The following is a 24864-nucleotide window of genomic DNA, read 5'->3' on the forward strand; positions in this document are numbered from 1 at the left end:
GCACAATCCAAACAAACATAACATTGCGCCCCTTAAAAAACGGATAGACTTGGGCATTTCATATTGTCTAAATGCTTTCAAATTCAAGGCCTCTCTATTTGATAAACCTTTACAATGTGGACACTCATCAAGTTCATCGCTCAAAGACACACCACAACGTTCACATGGTGAACAATCAGAACTTCGAAACCAAAACATATTAACCTTTTACCAGATTTAACGACGCCAAATGACAGGAAAATTCTTACGCCGTATAGTCCGTTATATTCTCATACTTTAACTAGGGTGTAAAAAAGGGCCAAGCGGCCCTTTGAGGAATAACCCAGTGCTCTACTAAAACACTAGTTTTTGTAAAAATAGCTGTCTTTCGTAATTGAAATACTGCTATCTTCATTCGCGGAGATAGTAAATTGAATTGGGGTTCGCTTGCTCGGGATATCATAACCGTCAGCCGCAATGGTCACAGGCACAAGTAACATTTTACCGCCTTGTATTTCAATCTCTTGTGGGGCTGTCAGTTTAGCGTTATCCAGACCATTGAAGCTTACTTTGTATTGCAACGTTTGCTGCGTTTTATTAATAATACTTAACGTGTATGGGTTTTCGACTAACCCTTCGTAATTGACGCGGTAAAGTGCATTACGATCACGTATAACCGATACTTCAATGGGTGTACGATTGAACGCCCAAATCGCCATGGTGACAAGGATAACAGCAAACAAGCCTGCATAGCCGACAAGCTTGAGTCTGAAAGGGCTAGATGTTTTTCCAACTGTTTGATTTTCACTAACGTATTGTATTAAGCCAGTTGGATAACCAAACTTAGACATGGTGTCATCACATGCATCTATACATAATCCACAGTTAATACACTCATATTGAAGGCCATTTCGTATATCTATGCCCGCAGGACACACCTCAACACACAAGTTGCAGTCTACGCAATCTCCAAGCCCTTGTGCTTTGTGATCAGACTTACGCTTGCGTGGCCCACGATTCTCTCCTCGTATTGCGTCGTAAGTAACTAACAAAGTGTCTTTGTCGAACATAACTGATTGGAAACGCGAATAAGGACATGCCACATTACACATTTTTTCTCTTAAGAAACCTGCATTGCCGTAGGTACAAAAAGCAAATAAAAACACCCAGAAACTCACTAAACCAGACCACTCTAAAGTGAACATATCGATATACAAGGTTTTCGCTGGTACAAAATAAGCCATGAAAGAGGTCGCGGTAAATAAAGAAATCAATAACCAAATCGTATGTTTAGCTGTTTTTCTCAGTGTTTTTTGTGAATTCCAATTCGATTTATCTAGTTTAATTCGTTGATTACGAGTACCTTCAACTCGATGCTCTACCCATGTAAACATTAACATCCAAATGGTTTGAGGGCAGGTATAACCACACCAAACACGACCTAACCAGTTGGTGACAAAGAATAAGCCAAATGCACCTGCCATAAATACCCAGGCCAAAATCATAAAGTCATGTGGTAAAAATGTCTGGCTAAAAATTCTAAATTGCTGGCTTGAAACATCAAAAAGTACCGCTTGCTGACCTTTGTAGGGGATCCAAGGAATGGCGATAAATACCAACATCAAGATCCAGCCAAGGTTGCGACGGATTTTCTGAAAAAAACCTTTTTGTTCTCGGATATAAATTGGCCCTTCTTGCTTGTAGGGCTTAATAATCATATCCTCTTCTTTAATATCAAACTTCATATTACTTGCTTACGGTAAGTGGAACACGATTAGTTATTTGCAACTTTCAGACCAAACTGAAAGATAATTAACCACATGATATTAAATGAATTTTTTAAAAATACTTTCTAATTAAACGTGATATTTCACGAAACCTCTTTAAATATCGCGTTTTTTCGAGATCCCCAACTTTTTCATCTTAGAGCGCAGTGTACTTTCATTTAATCCTAGCTTTTCAGCCGCTCCTTTCGCACCTGAAATTTTCCAACCGCTCATCTCTAACACTTTAATAATATGGTGCTTTTGAACTTCATCCAAACGAACTGCAGTCTCACCTTTAATGACAACATTTTCATCTATGTGTAAGGGCTGTGACAAGTGCAATGTGTAACCGCTTGCTAAAATGGCTTCACGCTCCAAAATATTCTGAAGCTCTCTGATATTTCCAGGCCAATCATAGGATTCTAGTTTGATTAAAGATGATTTTGCTATCCCTTTGATTTGCTTACCCAATCTAACATTAAGCTTACTAATCATGTTGGCACACAGCATAGGTAAATCTGCTTTTCTTTCACGAAGCGGAGGCACTTTAATAGGGAATACATTTAATCGATAATATAAGTCCATCCTAAACGCGCCCTCTTCCACCATTTGCCACAAGTCTCTGTTTGTCGCTGCAATTACTCGTATATTAACGGATATGGTTTTTGTACCGCCAACACGCTCAAACTCTTGCTCTTGCAATACACGTAGCAGCTTGCTTTGCGCCTCTTGAGGTAGCTCACCAATTTCATCTAAAAATAGGGTGCCATTGTGTGCAAGCTCAAAGCGCCCTTTTCTTTTATCATGTGCGCCAGTAAATGCGCCTTTTTCATGACCAAATAATTCAGACTCTAACAAACTTGGGGAAAATGCAGCACAATTCACACGTACAAAAGGCATTTTTGAGCGACCGCTTAAGGCGTGTAGATTTCGTGCAACTAGCTCTTTACCAGTACCATTTTCGCCTAAAACGAGCACCGTACTGTCTGTTGTACTGACTAATTTTATTTGCTCAAGCATACGGTTAAAAACATGGCTTTGACCCACCAAACCAGAACCTTGCCAATTTTGATTAATTTCAGACAATAGGTAACTATTTTCGTCTTTTAATTGCTCTGATAAAGACTGCACTTGTTTGAGCGCATCACGAAGTGCTTGCTCTGTTTCCTCTTGCTGTGAAATATCGCGAAATATCGCCACAGCACCTATCACTTGACCATCTCGATACACCGGTGTCGATGTGTATTCAACCGGAAAGCAACTCCCATCCTTACGCCAAAAAACCTCCCCTTTAACATAACGCGTTTCACCATCAAACATGGTTTTATAAATTTGACACTCATCGGCGGGGTATTCGCTACCATCTGGGTGGCTATGATGGTGATACTGGTGAATTTTCTTGCCGAGTAGCTCATCAGCTCCCCACCCGGTCATTTTTTCTGCTGCAGGATTGATAAAAACGGCATTACCAGACAAGTCAAAGCCATAGATACCTTCGCCGACAGCATTGAGTAAGAGTTTTGGGTCATTTAAGAAGTGCTTAATAACAGATGACATCATCATTCCTCGTGATATTTCACGATTGATAGTACGCCAATGAGCTTTATCTAGCGAGCAGTGTTCATAGAAAGGATGATCTTGGTCAAAAACGGGACTTATTCTGCGTAAGAAATAAAAAAGCCCAGTTACAATGAACTGGGCTTTTGATCTTTAGGTTAGACTAATTAGACGTATTCAACTTCGATGATTTCGTATTCAACAGTACCGTTTGGAGTTTGAATATTAACTGAATCATCTAGCTCTTTGCCGACTAAGCCACGAGCAATTGGTGAATTTACAGAAATTAAATTGTTTTTAATGTCTGCTTCGTCGTCGCCAACAATTTTATAAGTTACTTCTTCATCAGTATCTACATTAACAATCGTTACTGTGCTACCAAAAATAACCTTGCCATTATTAGCCATCTTTGTGACGTCAATTACTTGAGAAGTCGATAATTTAGCTTCGATTTCTTGAATTCGCCCTTCACAAAAACCCTGTTGTTCACGCGCAGCATGATACTCAGCGTTTTCTTTTAAGTCACCGTGTTCACGCGCTTCGGCAATATCGGCAACAATTTGGGGGCGAACCACTTTTTTCAGATGGTTCAGTTCTTCACGAAGCAACTCTTCGCCTCGTACAGTCATCGGAATTGATTGCATAAGTCTCTCACTTACCACCAAGGCCAAAGGCCTTGGCTTATATCCATTAGTTCAATCGCTGGTGTAATTCTTGTACAGAGTTTACAGAGCTTCTGTCATCTGCGGCATGTGCAGTACAGTTTGCAAACGCTGCATTTAGCGTGGTGGTGTAGTTAGTCTTATGCTGAAGTGCACCACGACGTAACACCTTCGAATCTTCAATCGCTTGGCGACCTTCAGTGGTATTTACGATGTAGCTGTACTCACCATTCTTGATACGGTCAAGAATATGAGGACGACCTTCAAATACCTTGTTCACACGGCGAACTTCAATGCCAGCTTCTTCTAGTGCTTTAGCTGTACCGTTCGTTGCGTCAAGCTCAAAACCGATAGCTTTCATCGTTTTAGCAAGCTCAACAACGCGTGACTTGTCGCTGTTACGGACAGATAGTAACGCGCGACCGCCACGTGGTAAAGCGTTTGATGCACCTAATTGAGCTTTTGCGAATGCTTCGGCGAAGTTTTCACCAACACCCATGACTTCACCCGTTGAACGCATCTCTGGACCACGCATTGGGTCAACACCTAAGAACTTAGCAAAAGGAAGTACAACTTCTTTCACACTGTAATATGGAGGAATTACTTCTTTTGTTACGCCTTGGCTTTCTAGTGATTGGCCAACCATACAACGTGCAGCTACTTTCGCAAGTGCAACACCTGTTGCTTTAGAAACAAATGGTACTGTACGCGCTGCACGAGGGTTAACTTCGATTAGGTATACTTTGCCATCTTTCACAGCAAACTGAGTATTCATTAGACCCACGACACCAAGCTCTAGCGCCATGTCACGTACTTGCTTGCGCATAACGTCTTGAATATCTTGCGATAGAGAGTGTGCTGGTAATGAACATGCTGAGTCACCTGAGTGAACACCTGCCTGCTCGATGTGCTCCATGATACCGCCGATGATCACGTTTTCACCATCACAAATAGCATCAACGTCAACTTCGATTGCATCATCTAAGAAGCGGTCAAGAAGAACTGGTGCTTCGTTAGATACAGATACCGCTTCAGTCATGTAACGACGTAAGTCATCTTCGTCATATACGATTTCCATCGCACGACCACCTAGTACGTATGATGGACGAACAACTAATGGGAAACCGATTTCTTGAGACTTAGCAACCGCTTCTTCTAATGAAGTAACTGTCGCGTTCTCAGGCTGAAGAAGGTCAAGACGCTCAACAAGTTGCTGGAAACGCTCACGGTCTTCTGCACGGTCGATTGCGTCAGGAGAAGTACCAATAACTGGTACGCCATTCGCTTCAAGGTCACGCGCTAGCTTAAGTGGTGTTTGACCACCGTACTGAACGATAACGCCTTTTGGCTTCTCAACGCGTACGATTTCTAGCACATCTTCAAGTGTAATCGGCTCGAAGAATAGACGATCAGACGTATCATAATCTGTAGAAACTGTCTCAGGGTTACAGTTAACCATGATAGTTTCATAACCATCTTCACGCATTGCGAGCGCCGCATGAACACAACAATAATCGAATTCGATACCTTGACCGATACGGTTAGGGCCACCGCCGATAACCATGATCTTGTCTTTGTCAGACGGTGCTGCTTCACACTCTTCGTCATATGTAGAGTACATGTAAGCTGTGTCTGAGCTGAACTCTGCAGCACAAGTATCAACACGCTTGTAAACAGGTAGGATTTCTAACTGATGACGCTTCTTACGGATTTCTTTTTCAGACACACCTGCAATTTCAGCAATGCGCGCATCAGCAAAGCCCTTACGCTTAAGGCGACGAAGGAAGTCTTTGTTAAGACCTGCAAGGCCTGCTTCTGCAATTTTAGCTTCATCTTTGATGATGTCTTCAATCTGAACTAAGTACCAACGGTCAATCTTAGTTAGCTCAAATACATCTTCAACAGTCATACCGTGACGCATTGCATCTGCAATGTACCAAATACGCTCTGCACCTGGCTCACGTAGTTCACGGATGATGGTTTCTTTTGCTTTAGGGTCATCAAGTGCAACAATTGGGTTGAAACCCGTTGCGCCAACTTCTAGACCACGAAGTGCTTTGTGAAGAGACTCTTGTTGGTTACGACCAATTGCCATAACCTCACCAACAGACTTCATCTGAGTCGTCAGACGGTCATTTGCACCTGCAAACTTTTCAAAGTTGAAACGAGGGATCTTAGTCACAACGTAGTCAATTGAAGGCTCAAATGATGCCGGTGTCGCGCCACCAGTGATGTCATTTTGAAGCTCATCAAGCGTGTAGCCTACAGCCAATTTTGCTGCGATTTTCGCGATTGGGAAACCCGTCGCTTTTGACGCAAGTGCAGATGAACGAGATACACGTGGGTTCATCTCAATGATAACCATACGGCCATCTTTTGGATTTACACCAAACTGAACGTTTGAACCACCTGTTTCAACACCAATCTCACGCAATACCGCCATCGAAGCGTTACGCATTAGCTGATATTCTTTATCAGTCAGTGTTTGTGCTGGTGCAACCGTGATTGAATCACCAGTGTGAACACCCATTGGATCAAAGTTTTCAATAGAACATACGATGATACAGTTGTCGTTTTTGTCACGAACAACTTCCATCTCATACTCTTTCCAACCAAGTAAGCTCTCGTCAATTAGAAGCTCATTAGTTGGTGAAAGGTCTAAACCACGTGTACAGATTTCTTCGAACTCTTCCATGTTATAAGCAACACCACCACCGGTGCCACCCATTGTGAAAGAAGGACGGATGATACATGGGAAGCCAATACGCGTTAATACGTCTTTTGCTTCGTCCATTGAGTGTGCGATCTCTGCACGAGGACACTCAAGGCCAATGTTTTTCATCGCGATGTCGAAACGCTCACGGTTTTCTGCTTTGTCGATTGCATCCGCAGTTGCACCGATAAGTTCAACATCGTGCTTAGCCAGCACGCCGTGCTTGTCTAAATCAAGCGCACAGTTCAGTGCAGTCTGACCACCCATCGTTGGAAGGACCGCATCTGGCTTTTCTTTTTCGATGATTTTTTCAACAACTTCCCAGTGAATTGGCTCGATGTACGTTGCATCAGCCATTTCTGGGTCAGTCATAATAGTTGCAGGGTTCGAGTTTACAAGAATGACTCGATAGCCTTCTTCTCTAAGCGCTTTACAGGCCTGAGCACCAGAGTAGTCAAATTCACATGCTTGGCCGATAACAATTGGGCCTGCGCCCAAGATTAGAATGCTTTTTATGTCGGTACGTTTTGGCATTGTTACTCCAGTAATAAATTAGGCTTTGCGTGCTTGCATTAATTCAATGAAGTGGTCAAACAACGGCGCTGCGTCGTGTGGACCTGGGCTTGCTTCAGGGTGACCTTGGAAACTGAAAGCTGGCTTATCAGTGCGGTGAATACCCTGTAACGTACCGTCGAATAATGACTTGTGCGTTGCACGAAGATTGTCAGGTAAGCTTTGCTCATCAGCAGCGAAACCATGGTTTTGCGCTGTGATCATCACTACGTCACGGTCTAAATCTTTAACCGGGTGGTTACCACCGTGGTGACCAAACTTCATTTTTACTGTTTTTGCACCAGATGCTAATGCCAGTAATTGGTGACCAAGACAAATACCAAAAATTGGAGTGTCTGTTTCAAGGAAAGACTTGATAGCATCGATTGCATAAGTACATGGCTCTGGATCACCAGGTCCATTTGAAAGGAAGATGCCGTCTGGGTTTAATGCCAGCACTTCTGCAGCGGAGGTTTCTGCAGGAACAACCGTTAGCTTACAGCCTCGGTCAACTAGCATACGTAAGATATTTTTCTTTACACCAAAATCGTATGCAACAACATGGAACTGCTCTTCACCTTGTTCAAGCGTTTTAAAGCCTTCGCCAAGTGTCCAGCTGCCTTCATTCCAAGGGAAAGAAGATTCTGTTGTCACAACTTTTGCTAAATCCATTCCTTTAAGGCCAGGGAATGCCTTAGCCGCCTCAAGCGCCTTTTGCTCGTCAACGTCATCACCAGCGATGATACAGCCGTTTTGAGCTCCCTTATCACGTAGGATACGCGTCAGCTTACGCGTATCGATATCCGCTATCCCTAGAATATTACGTTCTTTCAAATAATCACTTAACGATTGTTCGTTACGGAAATTACTTGCTAGTAATGGTAAGTCACGAATCACAAGGCCTTTAGCCCAGATTTTGTCCGCTTCCTCGTCTTCACTGTTGGTACCAGTGTTTCCGATGTGCGGGTAAGTTAAGGTGACAATTTGTTCCGCGTAAGACGGATCTGTCAAGATTTCTTGATATCCTGTCATAGACGTATTGAATACTACCTCACCAACAGAAATACCGTCGGCGCCGATGGCAGTACCGCGAAACACCGTACCGTCTTCAAGGACTAACAGAGCGGATTTAGTCAAGTTAACCTCCATAGATATAAAAAAACGGGATAAGCAAACACGCTTTTTTCCCGTCTACAAAGCGCTTGGTAACACGCAGTAATTAAATTTTGGCAAATTCGTTATAGTCTACAGCACTTTCTGGGATTCGTCTAATGATTAGAGTAAAAAACTTGAAAATAAGCATTTAAAAGTCATTTTCAAGTGAAACCGCCAAAAAAATAAACAAACTACTTCAAACCTAGGACATCTTGCATGTCATAAAGTCCTGCTGGTTTGTTTTTCAACCACTGTGCAGCCCTTACCGCACCTGATGCAAACGTTAACCTTGATGCTGCTTTGTGGGTTAATTCAAGCCTTTCACCCATGGTTGCAAAGTAAGCTGTATGTTCACCAACTATGTCACCTGCTCGGAGGACTGAATAGCCAATTTCATCTTGACTTTTCGCTTCATGGACACTAGTGCGGTCATACCTCGCAACGGTATCATGATCCCACCCTTTCGCTTCCGCAATGGCTTCACCAATCGCTAAAGCCGTACCTGACGGTGCATCAATCTTATTTCTGTGATGGGCTTCAAATATTTCAATGTCCATTTCATCAGCAAGCTTGGTTGCTGCCGTTTGCACCAAGTTTAATAACAGGTTGACGCCGACACTAAAGTTGCGCGCAAATACAATAGGGATGTGCTTACTGGCTTCTTGTAACTGTGCCATTTCTTGATCAGATAGACCGGTTGTACCAATCACCATGGGGATTTGTTTGCTTACAGCCGCTTTTAAATGAGACAACATACCTTCAGGCAATGTAAAGTCGATGAGTACATCAGCTTGCAGGTCTTCACTTTTTTCATCGCTAAATTTAAGCGTTGATGTGTGAACAGGTTGTAGTGCCTTGACTTGCGTATTTAAATATTGCGAGCCTTCTCTTACAAATGCGCCAGCTAGTTCAACCTCTTTTTCAATTTCTACCGCTTCAATCAGTGCCTGTCCCATTCTGCCGTTTGCACCAAATACACCTATTTTTGTCATTACTTTCTCATTCCTAATTTTTATCAACGCTTCAGATAGATAGACGATAACCAATTCGCCCTCTTCATTCTATATGCGCATTTTCTTTTCGCATTTAATCGAGTAAACAACTAATTAGCACATGCTTGTACCGGCCTAGAGTTTAGCGTATCTCTATGTCATAGTCAGTTATTCAATAATTATAATAAAGACCGTGGACTTTAGACGTCTAAACATTTAAACTTCCACCTTCGCCGATTTAATTATTGCGGGCGTAGAAGTTTAAATACAGCTAATAATAGCCCTGTTGGCTGTGGTTATGTCTACTTACACACTGCAACTTAAGTAGATACTGTTTTTTGGGGAGTGCTATGCAGCCATCTTTTGACAACACAAGTGCAAAGTTATCTTTGCTACCTTTACTTACCTTTGTTGCCCTATTTCTAGGCGCAGGTTTATACCTACAATCACAAGGCGTTGACTATGCCTTTTACCAATTACCCGCACCGGTGGCTATTTTGCCAGCGATCGTGCTTGCTTTTTGGTTAAATAAAACGTCAATTAATCAAAGCGTTGAAACTTTCATCAAAGGCGCTGGACATAGTAATATTATTACCATGTGTCTTATCTACTTGCTTGCAGGTTCTTTCTCGGCAGTTGCAGGCGCGACAGGTGGTGTTGATGCGGTTGTAAATGCGGGTCTATCACTAATTCCTCCGGCATTTTTACTTCCAGGTTTATTTTTAATCGCTGCAGTTGTATCGACTGCCATGGGTACATCTATGGGTACTATCGGTGCCATAGGCCCGATCGCATACGCGGTGTCAATAAAAACAGGCATTGACCCAGCCCTGATGGCCGGGACCATCGTCTCTGGTGCGATGTTCGGTGACAACTTATCTATTATTTCTGATACCACAATCGCAGCGACACGTACGCAAGGCTGTGAAATGAAAGACAAGTTTAAAGAGAATTTAAAAATTGCACTACCGGCAGCCTTCTTCACTGTACTACTACTGGTATTCTTAACGCCGGAGCCACAAGCAGTTGAAACTAAAGATTTCGATTGGTTATTAGTGCTACCTTATGCATTTATTCTTATTCTTGCTGTGATGGGCTTGAACGTATTCGCAGTGCTTTTCAGCGGTATTATTTTTGCGGCCGCGGTCGGCTTTGCCGGTGATTATGAAGGCGGCGCATTCGTTAAAGACGTATATAAAGGCTTCACTGACATGCAGGAAATCTTTTTATTGTCGATGTTTATTGGTGGCCTGTCTGAGTTTATCCGTATTAATGGGGGCTTAGAGTATATCGCAACTAAAATCCATAAAATCACATCAAAGCTTGGTAAATTGAACAGTAAAGTAGCAGATCAACTTGGTATTGCTGCCTTGGTTATGACCAGTAATATGTGTATTGCAAACAACACGGTCAGTATTATCGTTGCAGGGCCTGTCGCTAAAAAGTTAGCAGACGATAGCGATATATCACCAAAGCGTTCAGCAAGTTTATTGGACATCTTCGCATGTGTAATGCAGGGCTCTTTGCCATATGGTGCACAAGCGTTGTTGCTCGGTGCGACATTCAGCATCAGCCCTTGGGATGTATCTACATCTTCATTTTATTGCTTTATTTTAGCTTTTACTGCGGTTGCAGTTATTATTTTGCGCCGTAATAAAGCCTAACTTGATCTGTGCACCTGCTTTCAGGTGCACATAACCCCCTGAATTAATATATAATTACAAAGTTCCTCAACTTTGAAGATATATTAATGAACAAAAAACTCTCTCTGACACTATCCACTGCCCTCACATGCATCGCTTCTTCAGCATATGCTGCAGATTGGAGCAATACTCAGCTTCATATTAATCATGGGGATTTCAAAAACCCTTTCTCACAAAATGAGGCCAATACCACGGTTTATTCATTGCAGCACAGCTCTGGTTATCAATACGGAGATAATTTTTTCTTTATAGACTACCTCGTTGATGACTTAGATGATAACTATCAAGATAGAGACTTTTATGGCGAGTGGTACTCTACATTTAGCCTGTCAAAAACAGCTGGGCTTGAGTTTCAAAATGGGGTGATAAAAGACATCGGGTTAGTTGCAGGCTTTAACATGGCTGGCGACTCAAAAGTGATGAAATACTTACCGGGTGTAAAAGTCTCATGGAACGCCGAAGGTTTTAGTTTCTTATCTACCTTATTCACAGCGTACATTGATGACAATGAGGGCGTAGCTAAAGGTGGTGCGCCAGCAGAATCAAGTAGCTGGATGATTGATATCGCATGGGGGTACCCATTTAATATCGGCAACCAAAAGTTTGAAGTTACGGGGCATGTTGAATACATTGCTCAAAGAGAGAATGAATTAGGCGTTGATGTTAAAGGCTGGCTACTGGCACAGCCTATTGTTCGCTGGGATCTGGGCCATGCACTTGAAATGTCTGAAGGCCAGCTATACTTGGGTTTAGAATGGCAATATTGGCGCAATAAGCTCGGCACTGACACCAATGAATCAGTACCTCAAATGCATGTCGCTTGGACATTTTAACCGTTTTATACATACAGAGGCGTTGTCAATAAGCGCCTCTTAAGAAAGCACTATACTGTGCACTTCATTCCCTTCCCTGCCCATTTTAAATAATCACATAAATTAGGAAAAATGTATTAAAGCTTTTCATTTGACTGCCGATATTAGATTGTATTTTATCACCGCTGTTTTGTAGGTAATCTATTACCAAGGATTTAATGATGAACTTTTTACATGAAGTGAGCGTGGCTTATGGTCATAAACTAGCGACTGAAATTCAGGAAAGAGCTGCCAAAAGAGAGCAAGAGGCATTGGAAGCTGAAAGTAATAACGATGAAGTAAATAACAAAAACGGAGATGCCACAAACAAAACAGACAAAACTTCAGAATTAGAGGGCACCCATAAACTTTCGGACGAAGAGAAAGAAAAGCTCTCAGGGCGAGAAGCCAAAGAAAAGGCTGAAGATAAGTACGGAGATATTCCCGATCACATCCGCCGAATGCTAGAACGACTAGAAGAGATGAAGGAAGAACTTGACCTGGTTAAACAAGAAGTCGCACAGCTCAACGCCAAAACTGACCATAATGACGAAGCGCAAAAAGCCTATTTCGATTCAAGAAATCAGTATTTCATGCAACTGCAAATCCACTACTTCGACATGATAGAGAGTGTTAAAGATGCCATGAAAGAGGCTGGCATTACCGACATGAGTATTTTAATAAAGGCCATTGCTTAGCCCGCTCTGCGATAAACCGAGCATATCTTTTTCAATGTTTTAATGCAGTTTTTTAAGCTATATACACTTTATTTAACATACACCAGAAAAATACAATACTTTTTTATTAATTACGATTATAACAATAATAATTTAATCACTCAGGTTTGAAGCGACATAGGTTAGGTGAACATACCTCTTGTGTTATCAGCATAGTTCATGTCACTCACCGAAGAATAAAACCAATGATTACGGGTTTTATGAGCTCCAAATAAGTGAACATTACTCCATAAAATAGAGCTGATTTATTTCCATACAAATATTACACTCTATTACACATGTATTTACTCTCTACTGCCCAAGCACTATTATTTTAAACTGTATGGACACAACTTAAATTGCAAAAATAAGGATAATAAGGGTTTTTCGTTGGTGTTAACATCAATTTTTCAAATCAGGAAATTAACAAACAAACCCCAATTATACCGATAACCGAATAATTCTGGTTTTAGTGTTAACAGTAGTTATAATGTGGATGTCAGTTTTATAAGTTAGCTATTAATCTATCGCTAATGTATAAATTAGTAACATATATATGCCATAAACGGATATTAATTTAGAGAAGCTCATTACTATTATGTCATTAACGCAATTTTCTGATTCATACATACACGACAGCTTTGAGTCTTCACATTACAAACTACTCAGTAAAATTGGTGAAGGCGGCTTCGGTAAGGTATTTAAAGCAAAACAAAACAGTACAGGCCAATACGTCGCTATCAAATTCCTCGCCATTGAACCTCATTGCGAAGAACAAAAAAAACTAAGATATATTGAGCGATTCAAACGAGAGACATCGCTAAGTAGCCAATTACAGCATCCTAATATCGTCAGGTTACTTGACCAGGGGCAAGTAAATGACGACTTACTTTACGGCGTATTCGAATTTGTCGAAGGACGTTCGCTACGTGAACATCTCTTATTAGAAGGGCCATTTAGTGCACCTGAAGCAACGGATATCATGTCTCAAGTGCTAGATGCCCTCATTCACGCCCACAGTAAAGGGATTGTCCATAGGGATATAAAACCGGCCAACATCATGCTAAGCAAAACAGGTGCTAAGCTGCATGCAAAGATTCTTGATTTTGGTATCGGGACGCTCACACACGATAGTCGCCAAGCTGATTTTCGGACTTTAACCCTCACGCAAGAAACGCTTGGTACACCCTCTTATAGTGCGCCAGAGCAATTGCGAGGCGAGCCTGCAACAACAAAAACAGATCTGTATGTATGGGGCCTTGTGTACCTTGAGTGTCTTACCGGCGCCCCAGCAATGAATGGTACGAGCGTCGCGTCTATTTACCATAAGCAACTAAGTGATGCGCACATTCCCATGCCCAGCGCCTTACTGGGCCACCCTTTGTCAGGACTTTTACGCCGAGTCTTAAATAAAAGCGCCATTGAGCGAGTGATCACAGGTGAAGAAGCGTTTAACGAACTAAAAGCGATTAATGTTTCTAACTTAGTTGGTATCTTATCTGAGGTTAGCCAGTCTCAAGCAGATGACGAAACCATTGTCATGCGTAACGACAGTGACACGATAAATCAGCAATTCAACTACACCGCTTTGACGGAGCGCAAACAAATAACTGTACTGGCCTTACGTTTTAGCACAACCTTTACAGATCACAGAGAGCATGATTTAGATGTTATCGACACTTTATTCAAATCTCAAAGAAGCCACTGCATCGATATCGCCACCCGCTTTGGTGCGTATCACGTAGGCAGTGTCGCCGATACGTCTCTATTCTATTTTGGTCACCCCTCTGCCAGTGAAAATGACACTCGGCTTTGTGCTCGTACAGCTTTAGAAATCATTAGTGAAATAAATAAACGAAATTCACTGATGAAAGATGCACATGGCGCATTGCTAAATGCTCATATAGGGATTCATACTGGGGTGTTTGTCACTTACGCAAATAGTACTCCTGAAGGACATACTGCCAATGCAGCAATGACGCTGGCGAGAACGGCTCAAAGCAAACAAATACTTTGTGGTGCTGAGACAAGAGCAATATTAGAACCCTTCAGTGATTTTGAAAAGTTTGTAGAACTCAAACTAGGACAAAGTCCAAACCCCGAGTTGGTTTTCGAATTGAAAGGGGAAAGAAAAGTAGAAGCCTTCGGGTTCATGCGGGGTACTCGTAATCGATATGACCTCACTGGGAGAGATAACGAGCTTAAAAACGCACTTGAGCTACTCAATAATGGCATTGAAAATAAGAGAATTTCACATATTTATGGCGAAGCTGGCATAGGGAAATCTAGGTTAATTCAAGAGATAAGGGTTAACGCGCGTAGAAGTCAGCATTTGGTTGCCCAGTGTTTACCTGAGCATAAAAATAATGCTTTGTACCCAGTGTTAACTCTTGTGAAGTATCTTTTTAATACATCCCAATTAGACGCGAACGCATTAGCCGAAGTGATTAAAAAGCATGCTAAAGCGCAAAGTAATACACTGGATGTTGAACAAGCACTTCCCGTACTTCTAATTTGGCTGCACATGGACTTAGGAGAAGTTAAGCCTTCTACGCTTCCAGCGGACGCACAAAAATCATTACTTTTTGATGTGTTGGCTGTCATGTTGATGTCCAATTTGTACAGTATTTCAGACCATAAACTTATTATTGTTGAGGATTTACATTGGGCAGATAGTACGACTGTGGCCTTTTTAAAATTCTTATCAGAAAGAATAACAGGCAACACGGTTTTATTTACTACCTCAAGGGCTCCACTACCGACTGAGTTGAGTGAGATTAACTGTCATACCATGAAGCTCAACCGATTGACGGTAAATGCGACTAAGTCCTTCATAGAAAAGCTATTTGACTACCATGAGGTTTCTTCGAATGTGCTAGACATCCTAATAAATAGAACGGACGGTATTCCTCTATTTATAGAAGAATTAGTGAGTATGTTGAAGCATAAACAACTTGTTGATATGTCAAACAACCAAGTTTGCTTCAAAAGCCCCGAACACCTTGAGCTGGTACCTAGCAGCTTAAGAGAGTCGCTACAACAAAAACTAGATAACCTATCACACGCGAAAGAAACAGCTCAAATTGCCGCAACTATTGGGAGAGAGTTCGAATATCACCTATTGGTTAAGTCCTCTACACTAAGCGAAAATCAAATTCAGAATGACTTGAATGAGCTTATTAAAAATGATCTCGTCATACATCAACGAAGAGTAGAAAGTGATAGCTATATATTCAAACATGCCTTAGTCAGAGACGCATCTTATGAAAGCATGAGTTTAAGTGCCAGAGAACAAGCACACGAAAATATCGCAATGACTTTGCAAGCCAACTTTGATGAACAAAAGTCAGACTCACCCTTTTTGATTGCTACTCACTTCTCCAAAGCGTCACGATTTAATGACGCAATCCATTACGCCGTAACGGCTGCAAGACAAGCGCTGATCCTCTCATTAGAATTTGAAGCTCAAGAGTACTGTGATCTTGCCTATACTTGGAACACAAAAATTAGTAACCAAGAGCATGCACAAATTAATGAATTGGCTATCAGTGCAACTCTGATCCCGAGTCTGATTGTTGGCGAAAACTACGCGCCTAAAAAATTAAATGAAGTCTCGCTGCGTTGTCATGAAATAATTAACTACAGAATCGCTCAAAACCTAATAACTCCCGACGAGAAAAAATACGCATTGACCATCTTATGGGCAAGCTTTTTATGGAAAAATAACCGGGGTACAAGATCTGAGACCTTTGAAGCTATACAAGAATTTAATCGATTTGCGATTCAAGCAGAATTAAAAGAACAAGTTTTGTTTTCTGAAGTGCTTGAAGGTTGTTTTTATTGGAGTACTGGCGAATTTACAAAATCCATTAAAGTGCTTAATGATACGCTCAATAAGTTGAATGAAATATCAACTGACGTGAGCTCATTTATACAACATTACGGACTAGATGCACAAACCTATGCGCTCAGTATTTTAGCTTTAAGTTACACAGCAACTGCACGTTTTGAATTGGCGAAGCAAACCATTGAGGCTGCAATTGACCGAGGGCTATTGTTAGGACATGCAGGGAATACATGCTACGCCTATACGTGTGCAGCTTTACTCTTCAATATTACAGGTGAACGAGACAAGCTCATTCAGATCATTGACAGCGTTGATCTACTCCAGGACAAATACGGTCCTCAATTTATTGCAAGTGTAACGGCAATACCAAAAGATGCACTAGCATCAAAGACGGTGAATGCTAAACAGTATCTTGACGGGTTATTAAGTGCCAAAATTGTGCATTGGAACCCTATCATGGAATCCGTCTACTTACGTAACCTACTCACTTTAGAGAAATACGAAGAAATAATAGAAAGAACGGCCAAGACGCTTCAGCTTATTAAAGATTACGGTGAATATAATTATCAAGCCGATATTTTATCTTTTAGAGCCATAGCCCTCTTCAAAACGGGTAAAACCGAAGAAAGCAAAAAATTATTCGAAAGTTCAGCTAATGTAGCGAAAGAGCAAGCATCTCTATTGCAAGAAATTCAAAATCAACAGAATTATTTAGCTTGCTTTCCAGATGATAGTTTGTGGCAATCCAGCTACCAACACTCTACCTCTGCAATACCCAGTGAATTCATACAACAATTCAAAAATGGCATAGCCGCCATTGAATCTAAAGCAACATAGGAATAGATATAAATGACATATCCTTTAATGCCTCAACAACCATTGCCTAAAGAAGGCGAAAAATTTGATGCAACACCGCTAGAGCTTAGCCACGTCAACCTTGCTATGCATGACACTTGGTTAAGAGCTATTTCCATTGTATGGAATACGAAGCTAAATGAAATCCCATGGAAATTCGAAGAAACGACTGTAGGTGACAAAACAGCTAAGCGCTGGGTGCAACTTACTGGATTAACGCAAGAACAAATTAATGAATACGAAGCATCTGACGCCGAAAACACAGATGGTGAACCTAAAGATAAGACTTTTTACAAGACGTATAAAGCGTTTTTAATTGGTAACCCACTTGCTGCTTTTGGTGTCCTAGGCTTCAATGACCCTGATGAATATGCCCGAGAATGCCAACCAGCTGCTTTACCTCCAATTTCCGTAATATGTGCGACAGACGCACTAGAAAGAATTAAAAAGGTGGAAGCCGGTATTGAGGCAAATGAAACCCCTCTAGCACCCAGCTTAGAAGCGCAAATTCTTCGTCGATTCAAAAGATATGCTAACTTAAGCCAAACTCGAAATGGTGCGCTTTCGATCGAAGAATATCTTCAAAACCCATATGAGTTTAAGCAAGGTGAAAATGGTTGGTACACTCAAGATGAGACAGCTCCAGCATTATTATTATCTCAATTAGTTTTGGTTATTCCACCATCACCAAAGGACCCTCAAGACCAAGCTATGGCATTAGCCGACTACAAATTAGCTGGATTATCATATCCTTGCACTATGTGCGCGCAATAAGTATTAAAAATAAAAGGTTGAGCTTCTCAACCTTTTAATGTGAGTTAACATGATAAAAACTATTCTTTGTGGGACGAATTATGGTTCAGTCTACCTTAGGAGCCTGCTGATCAACGAAAGCTTCAGCGTAAATGCACTATTCTCACGAGGTGGAGAACGTTCTCTAGATATTGCTAAGCGATTAAATGTTACAAATTACAATACCCTCGATGAAGTGCCTGATACATTTGAGCTTGCTATCGTTGCATTACCAAAAGAAGTTGCCCTACAGACTGCACGCCACTTTTTACAACGCAAAACAGCTGTACTGCTTGAACACCCTATTGATTTAAAAGACTTTAAAAAACTGCAAACCCTTGCACAGCAATACAACACCAAATTGTTCATTAATTCACACTTTTTATATATGGAAAACATTGCTGATTTTATAAAAAGGTCAAAGCAACTGCCTCAAAAAGAACTAATCGGTGTATCTGTGAATTGCTATGCTCGAACTTTATATTCTACGCTAGACATATTGTATGAGTATTTAGGTGAGCCCTGCGTTGACACTATCCAATCGATAGAATGCCCAGACTATAAAATTGCTATCATCCAGTTTAAATATATCAATGTATCAATGAAGATTTTTAAATCTATTGGCGAGAAAGATGATATAAAAGACTCGATAGTCGGGCATAATATTATTAATTACTATGGGTCCACTTCTTTATCTCTGACAGGTTCATGGGGGACGACAGTTACGTCGAAATTACCTGAGCCAAATTCTCTTTCAAATATACAAAAATTCTCAGATACATCCATCGACATGAACAAGCTGCTTTCATTCAGAGAGAATGCGATAGGACATGTATTAAGCTCTGTAGAACGCGCACTCCTGTTTAATCACTCGCCTACAGAGTTTTGTCTGAACAGAGCGTTAAGTATCGTTACTCTTTACGATATATTGAAGGAAGCTTAATGTTTTTAGATTATAAAATTGCAATTACTTATAAAAATAATATTTGCTCGTACATCCAAAGTGACTACTTATTAATCTTAACTGAAACATCAACTAAATTGTTTAAAAGTGCTTGGTTTTTGCACCTAGCCAGCATGCTCGATAAAGCAGTCCCGCCATCGACTTATGCAAGTACGCTTGATGACGCATCTAAAATTCAACTCTTTCAAATGCTTGATGAACTATGCTTCGAAGGGGTTATTTGTAATGCCAGTAGCCCTATAAAGCGCACTATTGTCGACACCCAGAAGGATGAACTAGGCGACAATGTACTTTATCTCTCAGATATCTTTCAATTGGCTACAACAGAAATAACTTCACCTAAACAGCTCGTTTCTTACATAGAAGGAAAGCGAATACTTGGGCCTTTAATTTCTAACGACACTGAAAAAGAACAACTTGTACACCGAATATTAGCCAGCGATCCTATTAGAACGTGGTTTGAAAACAAGTTTGCCATTAAGACTAAGCGACCAGCAATAAGTCAGGCACTCTCCGAAGCGTGTTTGAATACACTCTACAGTGTTACATCATCCCAGTACTTCTTTCATGATACGCCTTATCAATTGTACCGTGACGCACCTGAATTATGGCCAAGACCGCTCCATATCGTCGATAATGGCGACTGTAAAACTCAAGATGGAGGCTTGCGACAACAACCTGCATCAACCACATTGTCCAGACTAACAAAGTATTTAGGCTCCCCCTTAAGCGTAGTTAATTCAATTAGAGAGATAAGTCGAGACAATGGCCTAAATTACAAAACATATCGAGCAAGCTTTAACAAAACTATTCGCAAAGACGAAGAACCGACTGTCAGTTCGTATGAAATTGCAGCCTTAGGTAAAGGTAAAACAGAAGAGCAAGCCAAAATGAGTGCAATTGGTGAATGTTTCGAGCGATATGCTGCCTTTTACCAAGGTAATGAGCAAAGTTTTATTGCCCCATATAGTGCCATTGCAGACAAAGCGTTTCGTCCTGAGGAGCTAAATTCGCTCTCTCACCAACAAAAACAAAATTATAAAACAATCAACTACCCTTCAAAGTCGAGTGACAGTAGGTATAACAATTTTACAGCCCAAGAACACTGTCATTGGTACCCAGGTATTTCCCTTACTTCAAATACAGTTAAGTATTTTCCACTAAATTATGTCTTTGCTGATGCACCACATGGGTTTAACTATAGCTCTTGGACCTCCAATGGATGTGCTGCAGGTCAGACAATAGAAGAAGCTGCGCTTCAAGGCATTTTCGAAGTTGTAGAAAGAGACGCTATTGCAATTTGGTGGTATAACAAATTAGTACTCCCTAATGTTGACTTAAATACTGTGGACGAAGGGGTTATCGCCGCATTAAATAGCGACTTGGGCTTAGACTGGCAATGCCAGTTGCTAGATGCAACCCATGATATTGATATACCTGTCTATATCGCTATCGCTCGTAATGCTAAAACGCACGAATGTATTTTTGGGTTTGGCTGTCACTTATCACCCAATATTGCCATTGAAAGAGCCATTTCTGAAATGTGCCAAGTCCTAGACGTGAAAGATAAACACAGTGCAATGTTTGATTTTAAATCACTAGAAAACGAAGCGTTTTTAAATGGCTGCCACCATCAGCCCAAAAAATTACCAAAAAGCAGTTCTCTTAGTAACATTAAACAATGCTTAGAAGATTGCCTTAATAAATTGTCTGCTTGTGATTTAGACACTTTTATCATTGACTACAATCGACCTGAGATCCCATTAAAGTGCGTAAAAGTAATTATTCCTGGCACAAATCATATGTGGCCTCAATTCGCAAATGAACGGCTTTACTCTGTCCCCGTCAAACAAGGCTTATTGCAGGAAAAAAGCGCTGAATATGAACTCAATCAAATACCACTTTATTTGTAATTGTGTTACTTACCTCTAAATAGCACAGAGCCTTCTCATAGACACGATACAGAAGGCTCTACATAAAAATCATAATATGGCTGTTATATTTGTGGCTTGAGGTTAGCTCATAAATAAAATATGCAGTACTATCACATAAAAGAAAATCAAAAAAAGCGTCTAATCATCAATACAAATTTGTTTTGGTAAAGTGTTGAAATCTCGCTCTATATTTAATCAGAATCCTTTGGCTCAATTACAACTTAAAACGCGCCACCAGCTGCGCTAAAAACTGCGCTAAATTAGTCAGAGACTCTGCATCGTTTGCCAGCGCTTTGGTCGACGATACATTGCAACTTGCCACCTCTTTTGCTTCTAACATCACGGTTTCAATTTGCTGGCAGTCTTCCTCTTGTAAATGCGCATATTCTGCCACTTGCTTGCTTAAGCTGTTCACTTCCAATAACGCGTGACTTATCTGATCAATATCCATTGCCAATACTTTTATTTGCTCAACACATTCAGATACATCAGTTTGTCCACTATTGATGACTTCAGCTGCCCGCTTCGTATCATGTTGTAAAGAGGAGATCATTTTATTTATCTCTTCTGTTGAGTCCTGCGTTCTGGAAGCAAGCGTGCGTACCTCGTCCGCAACAACTGCAAACCCTCTTCCCTGCTCACCTGCTCTTGCAGCTTCTATTGCGGCATTAAGAGCCAGTAAATTGGTTTGCTCAGCGATAGAGACGATTGTATCGAGAATAGAGCCTATGTTAGTACTATGTTCACTTAAGCTTGACATGACTTCAACAGCTTGCTGCATTTTATTATCTAATGACTGAATATGTGTCTGGTTGTCTACCACTACACTAGAAGCTTGTGCGCCAAATTCATTTGCCTGCATCAAGCTATCCAGACTTTGTTTTGCGCTGAGTGATACTTGAACAGCTGATTTAGACACAGCTTGTGCTAAGTTTGTCGCATTGTCCATGCGTGCCATTTGAGAGGCAGAGCGACCAGCAAGCCCATGGTTTTCTGTCAAAGATTTTTCAGAAAACGCATTCAGTTCGCTAATTTTAAGATTAATTTCTGTAAGCAGGTTGCTTAAGCTTGTTTGTACTTTTTTCATATTATCAACTAAATTGCCAAACTCATCATCATTGCGTTTTTTTATATCAAGAGAAAAATCACCGACAGCAAGGTAGTTTAGCACTTTATTTACTGATAATAGCGGTATCAACATGGCCCTGCTCGTTGACGTAGCAATGATGATTGCTAACGCGACCAGTGTAATAACCACCAAGATAGTCCCCGTCTTGGCGCTAGTGATGAGCTCATCAGTAGAGTGTTGAGACTCAGTCAATAATAACTTCGTTTTGTCTCTCATATCGCTCAGAGAACTAAGCACATGACTAGAATACTGTTCGGCTTGGCGATAGGTATTTACAACATCTACTGTAAGCCTGTGTTTTTTTATCAGTGCTTCATATGCGTGACCTGGATTTACTAACAACGCATTCAACTGCCCAACAACAGCAATAAATTCAGCAAAAATACTGCCACTGTTAACCCCTTGCGCTTGGCGCTGCAAAAAAGCAAAGTTGTTTTCAATATCTTTCACAATGAATGACACATCGCTTTTATGAGGCTCAATTTTTTCGTTCGGTAAATTAATAATCTGCTGAATGTTATTCTCTAAGGTGAAAAGCGCATCATCAATACGAAACCCGGTGCCAACCATCTCTTCTAACTGCGCTTGTGGTGCATTTTCAATTAACTCAATGCTGAGCATCGCTTCACTGGCTTTTTGCCTGTTAACAATTAACGTCTGAAGTATCGCATTAAGACCATTTTGAGTTTCAATCAGTGAGATTTTTAGTGATAACATCTTATATACGGCTTGCTCAAGCTTAGACATATTGTCTTCAGTCTTTATAAGCAAAGCGCTTAATTCGGGTGCGTGTGATATTTTTGAATGTAAGTGACTCGTCAACTCATGTCGTTGTTGTAAAGTTGACTTAATCCGAGAAGAGGCAGCCGTCACTTCATTAAGTGTTTGCATATTAAATGTTTGTGCAACCTGCATTGCAAGTCTTAATTCTTGCAACTTAAGCGCTTCAACAGCATGTTGGCTCGGTAGCGTGACCTCTAATACTTGCCTGTTGGCGTCACTAACTTGAGAGAGCGCAACGTAAGCCAGTACACAAGCGACAATTAATAACCCGCCTATCGCACCAAAACCCGCAATAATTTTTTGCTTAATTGATAACCGTTTAAGCATCGCCAAAGCCCAACCTAACAAACACATAAAATGTCGCATCCGCGTTATTCTATGTTTTGGTGGAAACTATTAAACCGTACTTAAATAGTTTAGTTAGTTGATATAAAATCACCAATCTAGGTCGTAAATAGTTAAAGTTAGCTTTGAATTGACAAGTTTATAAACCTATCCCAACTCATAAAGTGCCTCCACTCAAAAGCTATATCCACACATCATTATCAGCGGTCAGCTCGCCACCAGCATCACCAGTATTAATCACCCCTTTAGGTTCGATGATTAATAGATGACACTCTTCCCTTGCGACAGGTTTATGTTCTATTCCTTTTTCGACCACATACATTTCTCCACAGCTTAAATGCACTACTTTATCTCTAAAATAGATATCTAACTGCCCCTTTAAAACGATAAATGTCTCGTCTGTATCCTCGTGTTGATGCCAAGTAAACTCTCCAATTACTTTAACAAGTTTAAATTGATAATCATTCATCTGTGCTACTACTTTTGGTGACCAATGGTCACTAAATAATGCCAACTTATGTGCAAAGTTGATCGCATTTTGGTTTTTCATTGTCTACTCACTCTCATGTTCTTAAAAAGAATATGTTGCAATACGGCATGAATCAAATGTACATTTTTCAGATAATTATGAATATTGTACATACTATGAATTTAAGACAGTTTGATCAGAATTTGTGGCTTGTTTTAGACGCTTTATACCAAACACGCAGTGTGTCCGAAGCCGCAGAGCTACTAAGCTTGAGCCAATCCGCTATGAGTCATGCATTAAAACGTTTGCGCACCGCATTTGATGACCCTTTGTTCGTAAGACAGCAAGGAGAAATGAAACCAACAAAAAAAGCGCTTATGATCCAACCTCTTGCACAACAGGGGGTGGCGTTACTTAATCAGGTAGCCAGTAGCTTAGATACATTTGAAATAGATACATCGAATCGACAATTCACAATTGCGACCACAGATTTCATCACCCAGCTTTTTATCTTTCCACTGCTGGCTAAACTCTCCGCTGCACACTCCAGTATTAAAATAAAAATTATAGAGTTAGAGTCTGAACTGCCAATTTCCGCTTTGGCCATCAATCAAATCGACCTTGTTTTGACCTTTAACCACGCTGAGACCCTAGGTTCAGATATTGAATATACATCCTTATTTAGCGGCGATTACCGGGTGATCTCACGTAAAAACCACCCACTTTTCGAAAATGGGTTGTCATTAGACCGTTATGTACAAGCACAACATATTTTAGTCTCTCCCTGGGGCCAAGAATACGGTAGTTTAGATATTGAGTTGAGCAAGATTAATACAGAAAGGCACATTGCAGCCATCACTCCACATCTTATGCAAGCAGTCAGCTTAGTTGCAACTAGTGATTTGATAGCAACGGTCCCAACACGGGCAATCTCATCTACCGACCACAATTTGATTGATATTTACACACCACCAATTGCCTTACCCCAGTATCGTTTATACATGGCATGGCATCGCGCTTTTGAACTAGACCCCGGACTAAATTGGTTAAAAAAAGAACTCAATGAGATTGCAGCAATTGCAATGTCATCAGCCTAAATG

The 24864-nt window shown here is 40.8% G+C and carries 16 protein-coding genes; 8 read left to right on the forward strand and 8 right to left on the reverse strand.

Going from position 1 to position 24864, the window contains the following annotated elements:
* Positions 1–341: 341 nt before the first annotated feature.
* The 6 genes from ccoG to dapB all read right to left on the reverse strand — a co-directional run bounded on the left by ccoG (position 342) and on the right by dapB (position 9376).
* On the reverse strand, positions 342–1724 hold the full coding sequence (gene ccoG / locus JF50_RS08465; protein WP_039609027.1) for a cytochrome c oxidase accessory protein CcoG: 1383 nt from the start codon (positions 1722–1724) through the stop codon (positions 342–344).
* A 138-nt stretch (positions 1725–1862) separates the two neighbouring features.
* Positions 1863–3302 (reverse strand): sigma-54 interaction domain-containing protein, encoded by a 1440-nt coding sequence (locus tag JF50_RS08470; RefSeq protein ID WP_039609028.1) that lies wholly within the window; start codon positions 3300–3302, stop codon positions 1863–1865.
* A gap of 167 nt (positions 3303–3469) precedes the next feature.
* The gene (gene greA, locus JF50_RS08475) at positions 3470–3946 is read right to left on the reverse strand and encodes a transcription elongation factor GreA (protein WP_039609029.1); all 477 of its coding nucleotides are present in this window, start codon (positions 3944–3946) and stop codon (positions 3470–3472) included.
* Positions 3947–3992: 46 nt separating this feature from the next.
* Positions 3993–7211: a carbamoyl-phosphate synthase large subunit gene (gene carB, locus JF50_RS08480; protein WP_039609030.1), complete on the reverse strand. Its 3219-nt coding sequence runs from the start codon at positions 7209–7211 to the stop codon at positions 3993–3995.
* An 18-nt stretch (positions 7212–7229) separates the two neighbouring features.
* Entirely contained in the window at positions 7230–8366 is a 1137-nt protein-coding gene (carA, locus tag JF50_RS08485; protein WP_039609524.1) for a glutamine-hydrolyzing carbamoyl-phosphate synthase small subunit, read from the reverse strand.
* A gap of 209 nt (positions 8367–8575) precedes the next feature.
* A complete protein-coding gene (dapB, locus tag JF50_RS08490) occupies positions 8576–9376 on the reverse strand; it encodes a 4-hydroxy-tetrahydrodipicolinate reductase (RefSeq protein WP_039609031.1) in 801 nt (266 codons plus the stop codon).
* 350 nt (positions 9377–9726) lie between these two features.
* Between dapB and JF50_RS08495 the strand changes: the two genes are divergently transcribed.
* The 7 genes from JF50_RS08495 (at position 9727) to JF50_RS08525 (ending at position 21017) form a co-directional block, all read left to right on the forward strand.
* Complete coding sequence (locus tag JF50_RS08495) at positions 9727–11040, forward strand: Na+/H+ antiporter NhaC family protein (protein WP_039609032.1); 1314 nt, start codon at positions 9727–9729, stop codon at positions 11038–11040.
* 86 nt (positions 11041–11126) lie between these two features.
* Entirely contained in the window at positions 11127–11912 is a 786-nt protein-coding gene (locus JF50_RS08500) for a nucleoside-binding outer membrane protein (RefSeq protein ID WP_039609033.1), read from the forward strand.
* Between the two features lie 197 nt (positions 11913–12109).
* Entirely contained in the window at positions 12110–12628 is a 519-nt protein-coding gene (locus JF50_RS08505; protein ID WP_152614488.1) for a hypothetical protein, read from the forward strand.
* Between the two features lie 616 nt (positions 12629–13244).
* Positions 13245–17330 (forward strand): TOMM system kinase/cyclase fusion protein, encoded by a 4086-nt coding sequence (locus JF50_RS08510; RefSeq protein WP_052262191.1) that lies wholly within the window; start codon positions 13245–13247, stop codon positions 17328–17330.
* A gap of 12 nt (positions 17331–17342) precedes the next feature.
* Positions 17343–18122, forward strand: coding sequence for a hypothetical protein (locus tag JF50_RS08515; RefSeq protein WP_039609035.1), 780 nt, complete (start codon positions 17343–17345; stop codon positions 18120–18122).
* Between the two features lie 49 nt (positions 18123–18171).
* Positions 18172–19083, forward strand: a complete 912-nt coding sequence (locus JF50_RS08520; RefSeq protein ID WP_039609036.1) for a Gfo/Idh/MocA family oxidoreductase — start codon at positions 18172–18174, stop codon at positions 19081–19083.
* Positions 19083–21017 carry a YcaO-like family protein gene (locus JF50_RS08525; protein WP_039609037.1) on the forward strand — a complete coding sequence of 645 codons (1935 nt, stop codon included), beginning with the start codon at positions 19083–19085 and terminating at the stop codon, positions 21015–21017. Before JF50_RS08520 ends, JF50_RS08525 begins: the two co-directional genes overlap by 1 nt.
* Positions 21018–21252: 235 nt before the next feature.
* Here JF50_RS08525 and JF50_RS08530 read toward each other — a convergent pair whose 3' ends face one another.
* A complete protein-coding gene (locus tag JF50_RS08530) occupies positions 21253–23277 on the reverse strand; it encodes a methyl-accepting chemotaxis protein (protein ID WP_039609526.1) in 2025 nt (674 codons plus the stop codon).
* Between the two features lie 199 nt (positions 23278–23476).
* Positions 23477–23845 carry a cupin domain-containing protein gene (locus tag JF50_RS08535; RefSeq protein ID WP_039609038.1) on the reverse strand — a complete coding sequence of 123 codons (369 nt, stop codon included), beginning with the start codon at positions 23843–23845 and terminating at the stop codon, positions 23477–23479.
* Positions 23846–23940: 95 nt separating this feature from the next.
* Here JF50_RS08535 and JF50_RS08540 point away from each other — a divergent pair, with 95 nt between their 5' ends.
* A complete protein-coding gene (locus JF50_RS08540) occupies positions 23941–24861 on the forward strand; it encodes a LysR family transcriptional regulator (RefSeq protein ID WP_160290459.1) in 921 nt (306 codons plus the stop codon).
* Positions 24862–24864: the final 3 nt, after the last annotated feature.

Origin of the sequence: Pseudoalteromonas luteoviolacea, assembly GCF_000814765.1 — a bacterium.
GTDB classification, from domain to species: domain Bacteria; phylum Pseudomonadota; class Gammaproteobacteria; order Enterobacterales; family Alteromonadaceae; genus Pseudoalteromonas; species Pseudoalteromonas luteoviolacea_H.

Coding starts and splice junctions, on each gene's coding strand:
- JF50_RS08535 (WP_039609038.1), bottom strand. CDS start 23,845: ATGAAAAACCAAAATGCGATCAACTTTGCACATAAGTTGGCATTATTT.
- JF50_RS08515 (WP_039609035.1), top strand. CDS start 17,343: ATGACATATCCTTTAATGCCTCAACAACCATTGCCTAAAGAAGGCGAA.
- carB (WP_039609030.1), bottom strand. CDS start 7,211: ATGCCAAAACGTACCGACATAAAAAGCATTCTAATCTTGGGCGCAGGC.
- ccoG (WP_039609027.1), bottom strand. CDS start 1,724: ATGAAGTTTGATATTAAAGAAGAGGATATGATTATTAAGCCCTACAAG.
- dapB (WP_039609031.1), bottom strand. CDS start 9,376: ATGACAAAAATAGGTGTATTTGGTGCAAACGGCAGAATGGGACAGGCA.
- JF50_RS08500 (WP_039609033.1), top strand. CDS start 11,127: ATGAACAAAAAACTCTCTCTGACACTATCCACTGCCCTCACATGCATC.
- JF50_RS08540 (WP_160290459.1), top strand. CDS start 23,941: ATGAATTTAAGACAGTTTGATCAGAATTTGTGGCTTGTTTTAGACGCT.
- JF50_RS08525 (WP_039609037.1), top strand. CDS start 19,083: ATGTTTTTAGATTATAAAATTGCAATTACTTATAAAAATAATATTTGC.
- JF50_RS08495 (WP_039609032.1), top strand. CDS start 9,727: ATGCAGCCATCTTTTGACAACACAAGTGCAAAGTTATCTTTGCTACCT.
- JF50_RS08520 (WP_039609036.1), top strand. CDS start 18,172: ATGATAAAAACTATTCTTTGTGGGACGAATTATGGTTCAGTCTACCTT.
- greA (WP_039609029.1), bottom strand. CDS start 3,946: ATGCAATCAATTCCGATGACTGTACGAGGCGAAGAGTTGCTTCGTGAA.
- JF50_RS08505 (WP_152614488.1), top strand. CDS start 12,110: ATGATGAACTTTTTACATGAAGTGAGCGTGGCTTATGGTCATAAACTA.
- JF50_RS08510 (WP_052262191.1), top strand. CDS start 13,245: ATGTCATTAACGCAATTTTCTGATTCATACATACACGACAGCTTTGAG.
- JF50_RS08470 (WP_039609028.1), bottom strand. CDS start 3,302: ATGTCATCTGTTATTAAGCACTTCTTAAATGACCCAAAACTCTTACTC.
- JF50_RS08530 (WP_039609526.1), bottom strand. CDS start 23,277: ATGCTTAAACGGTTATCAATTAAGCAAAAAATTATTGCGGGTTTTGGT.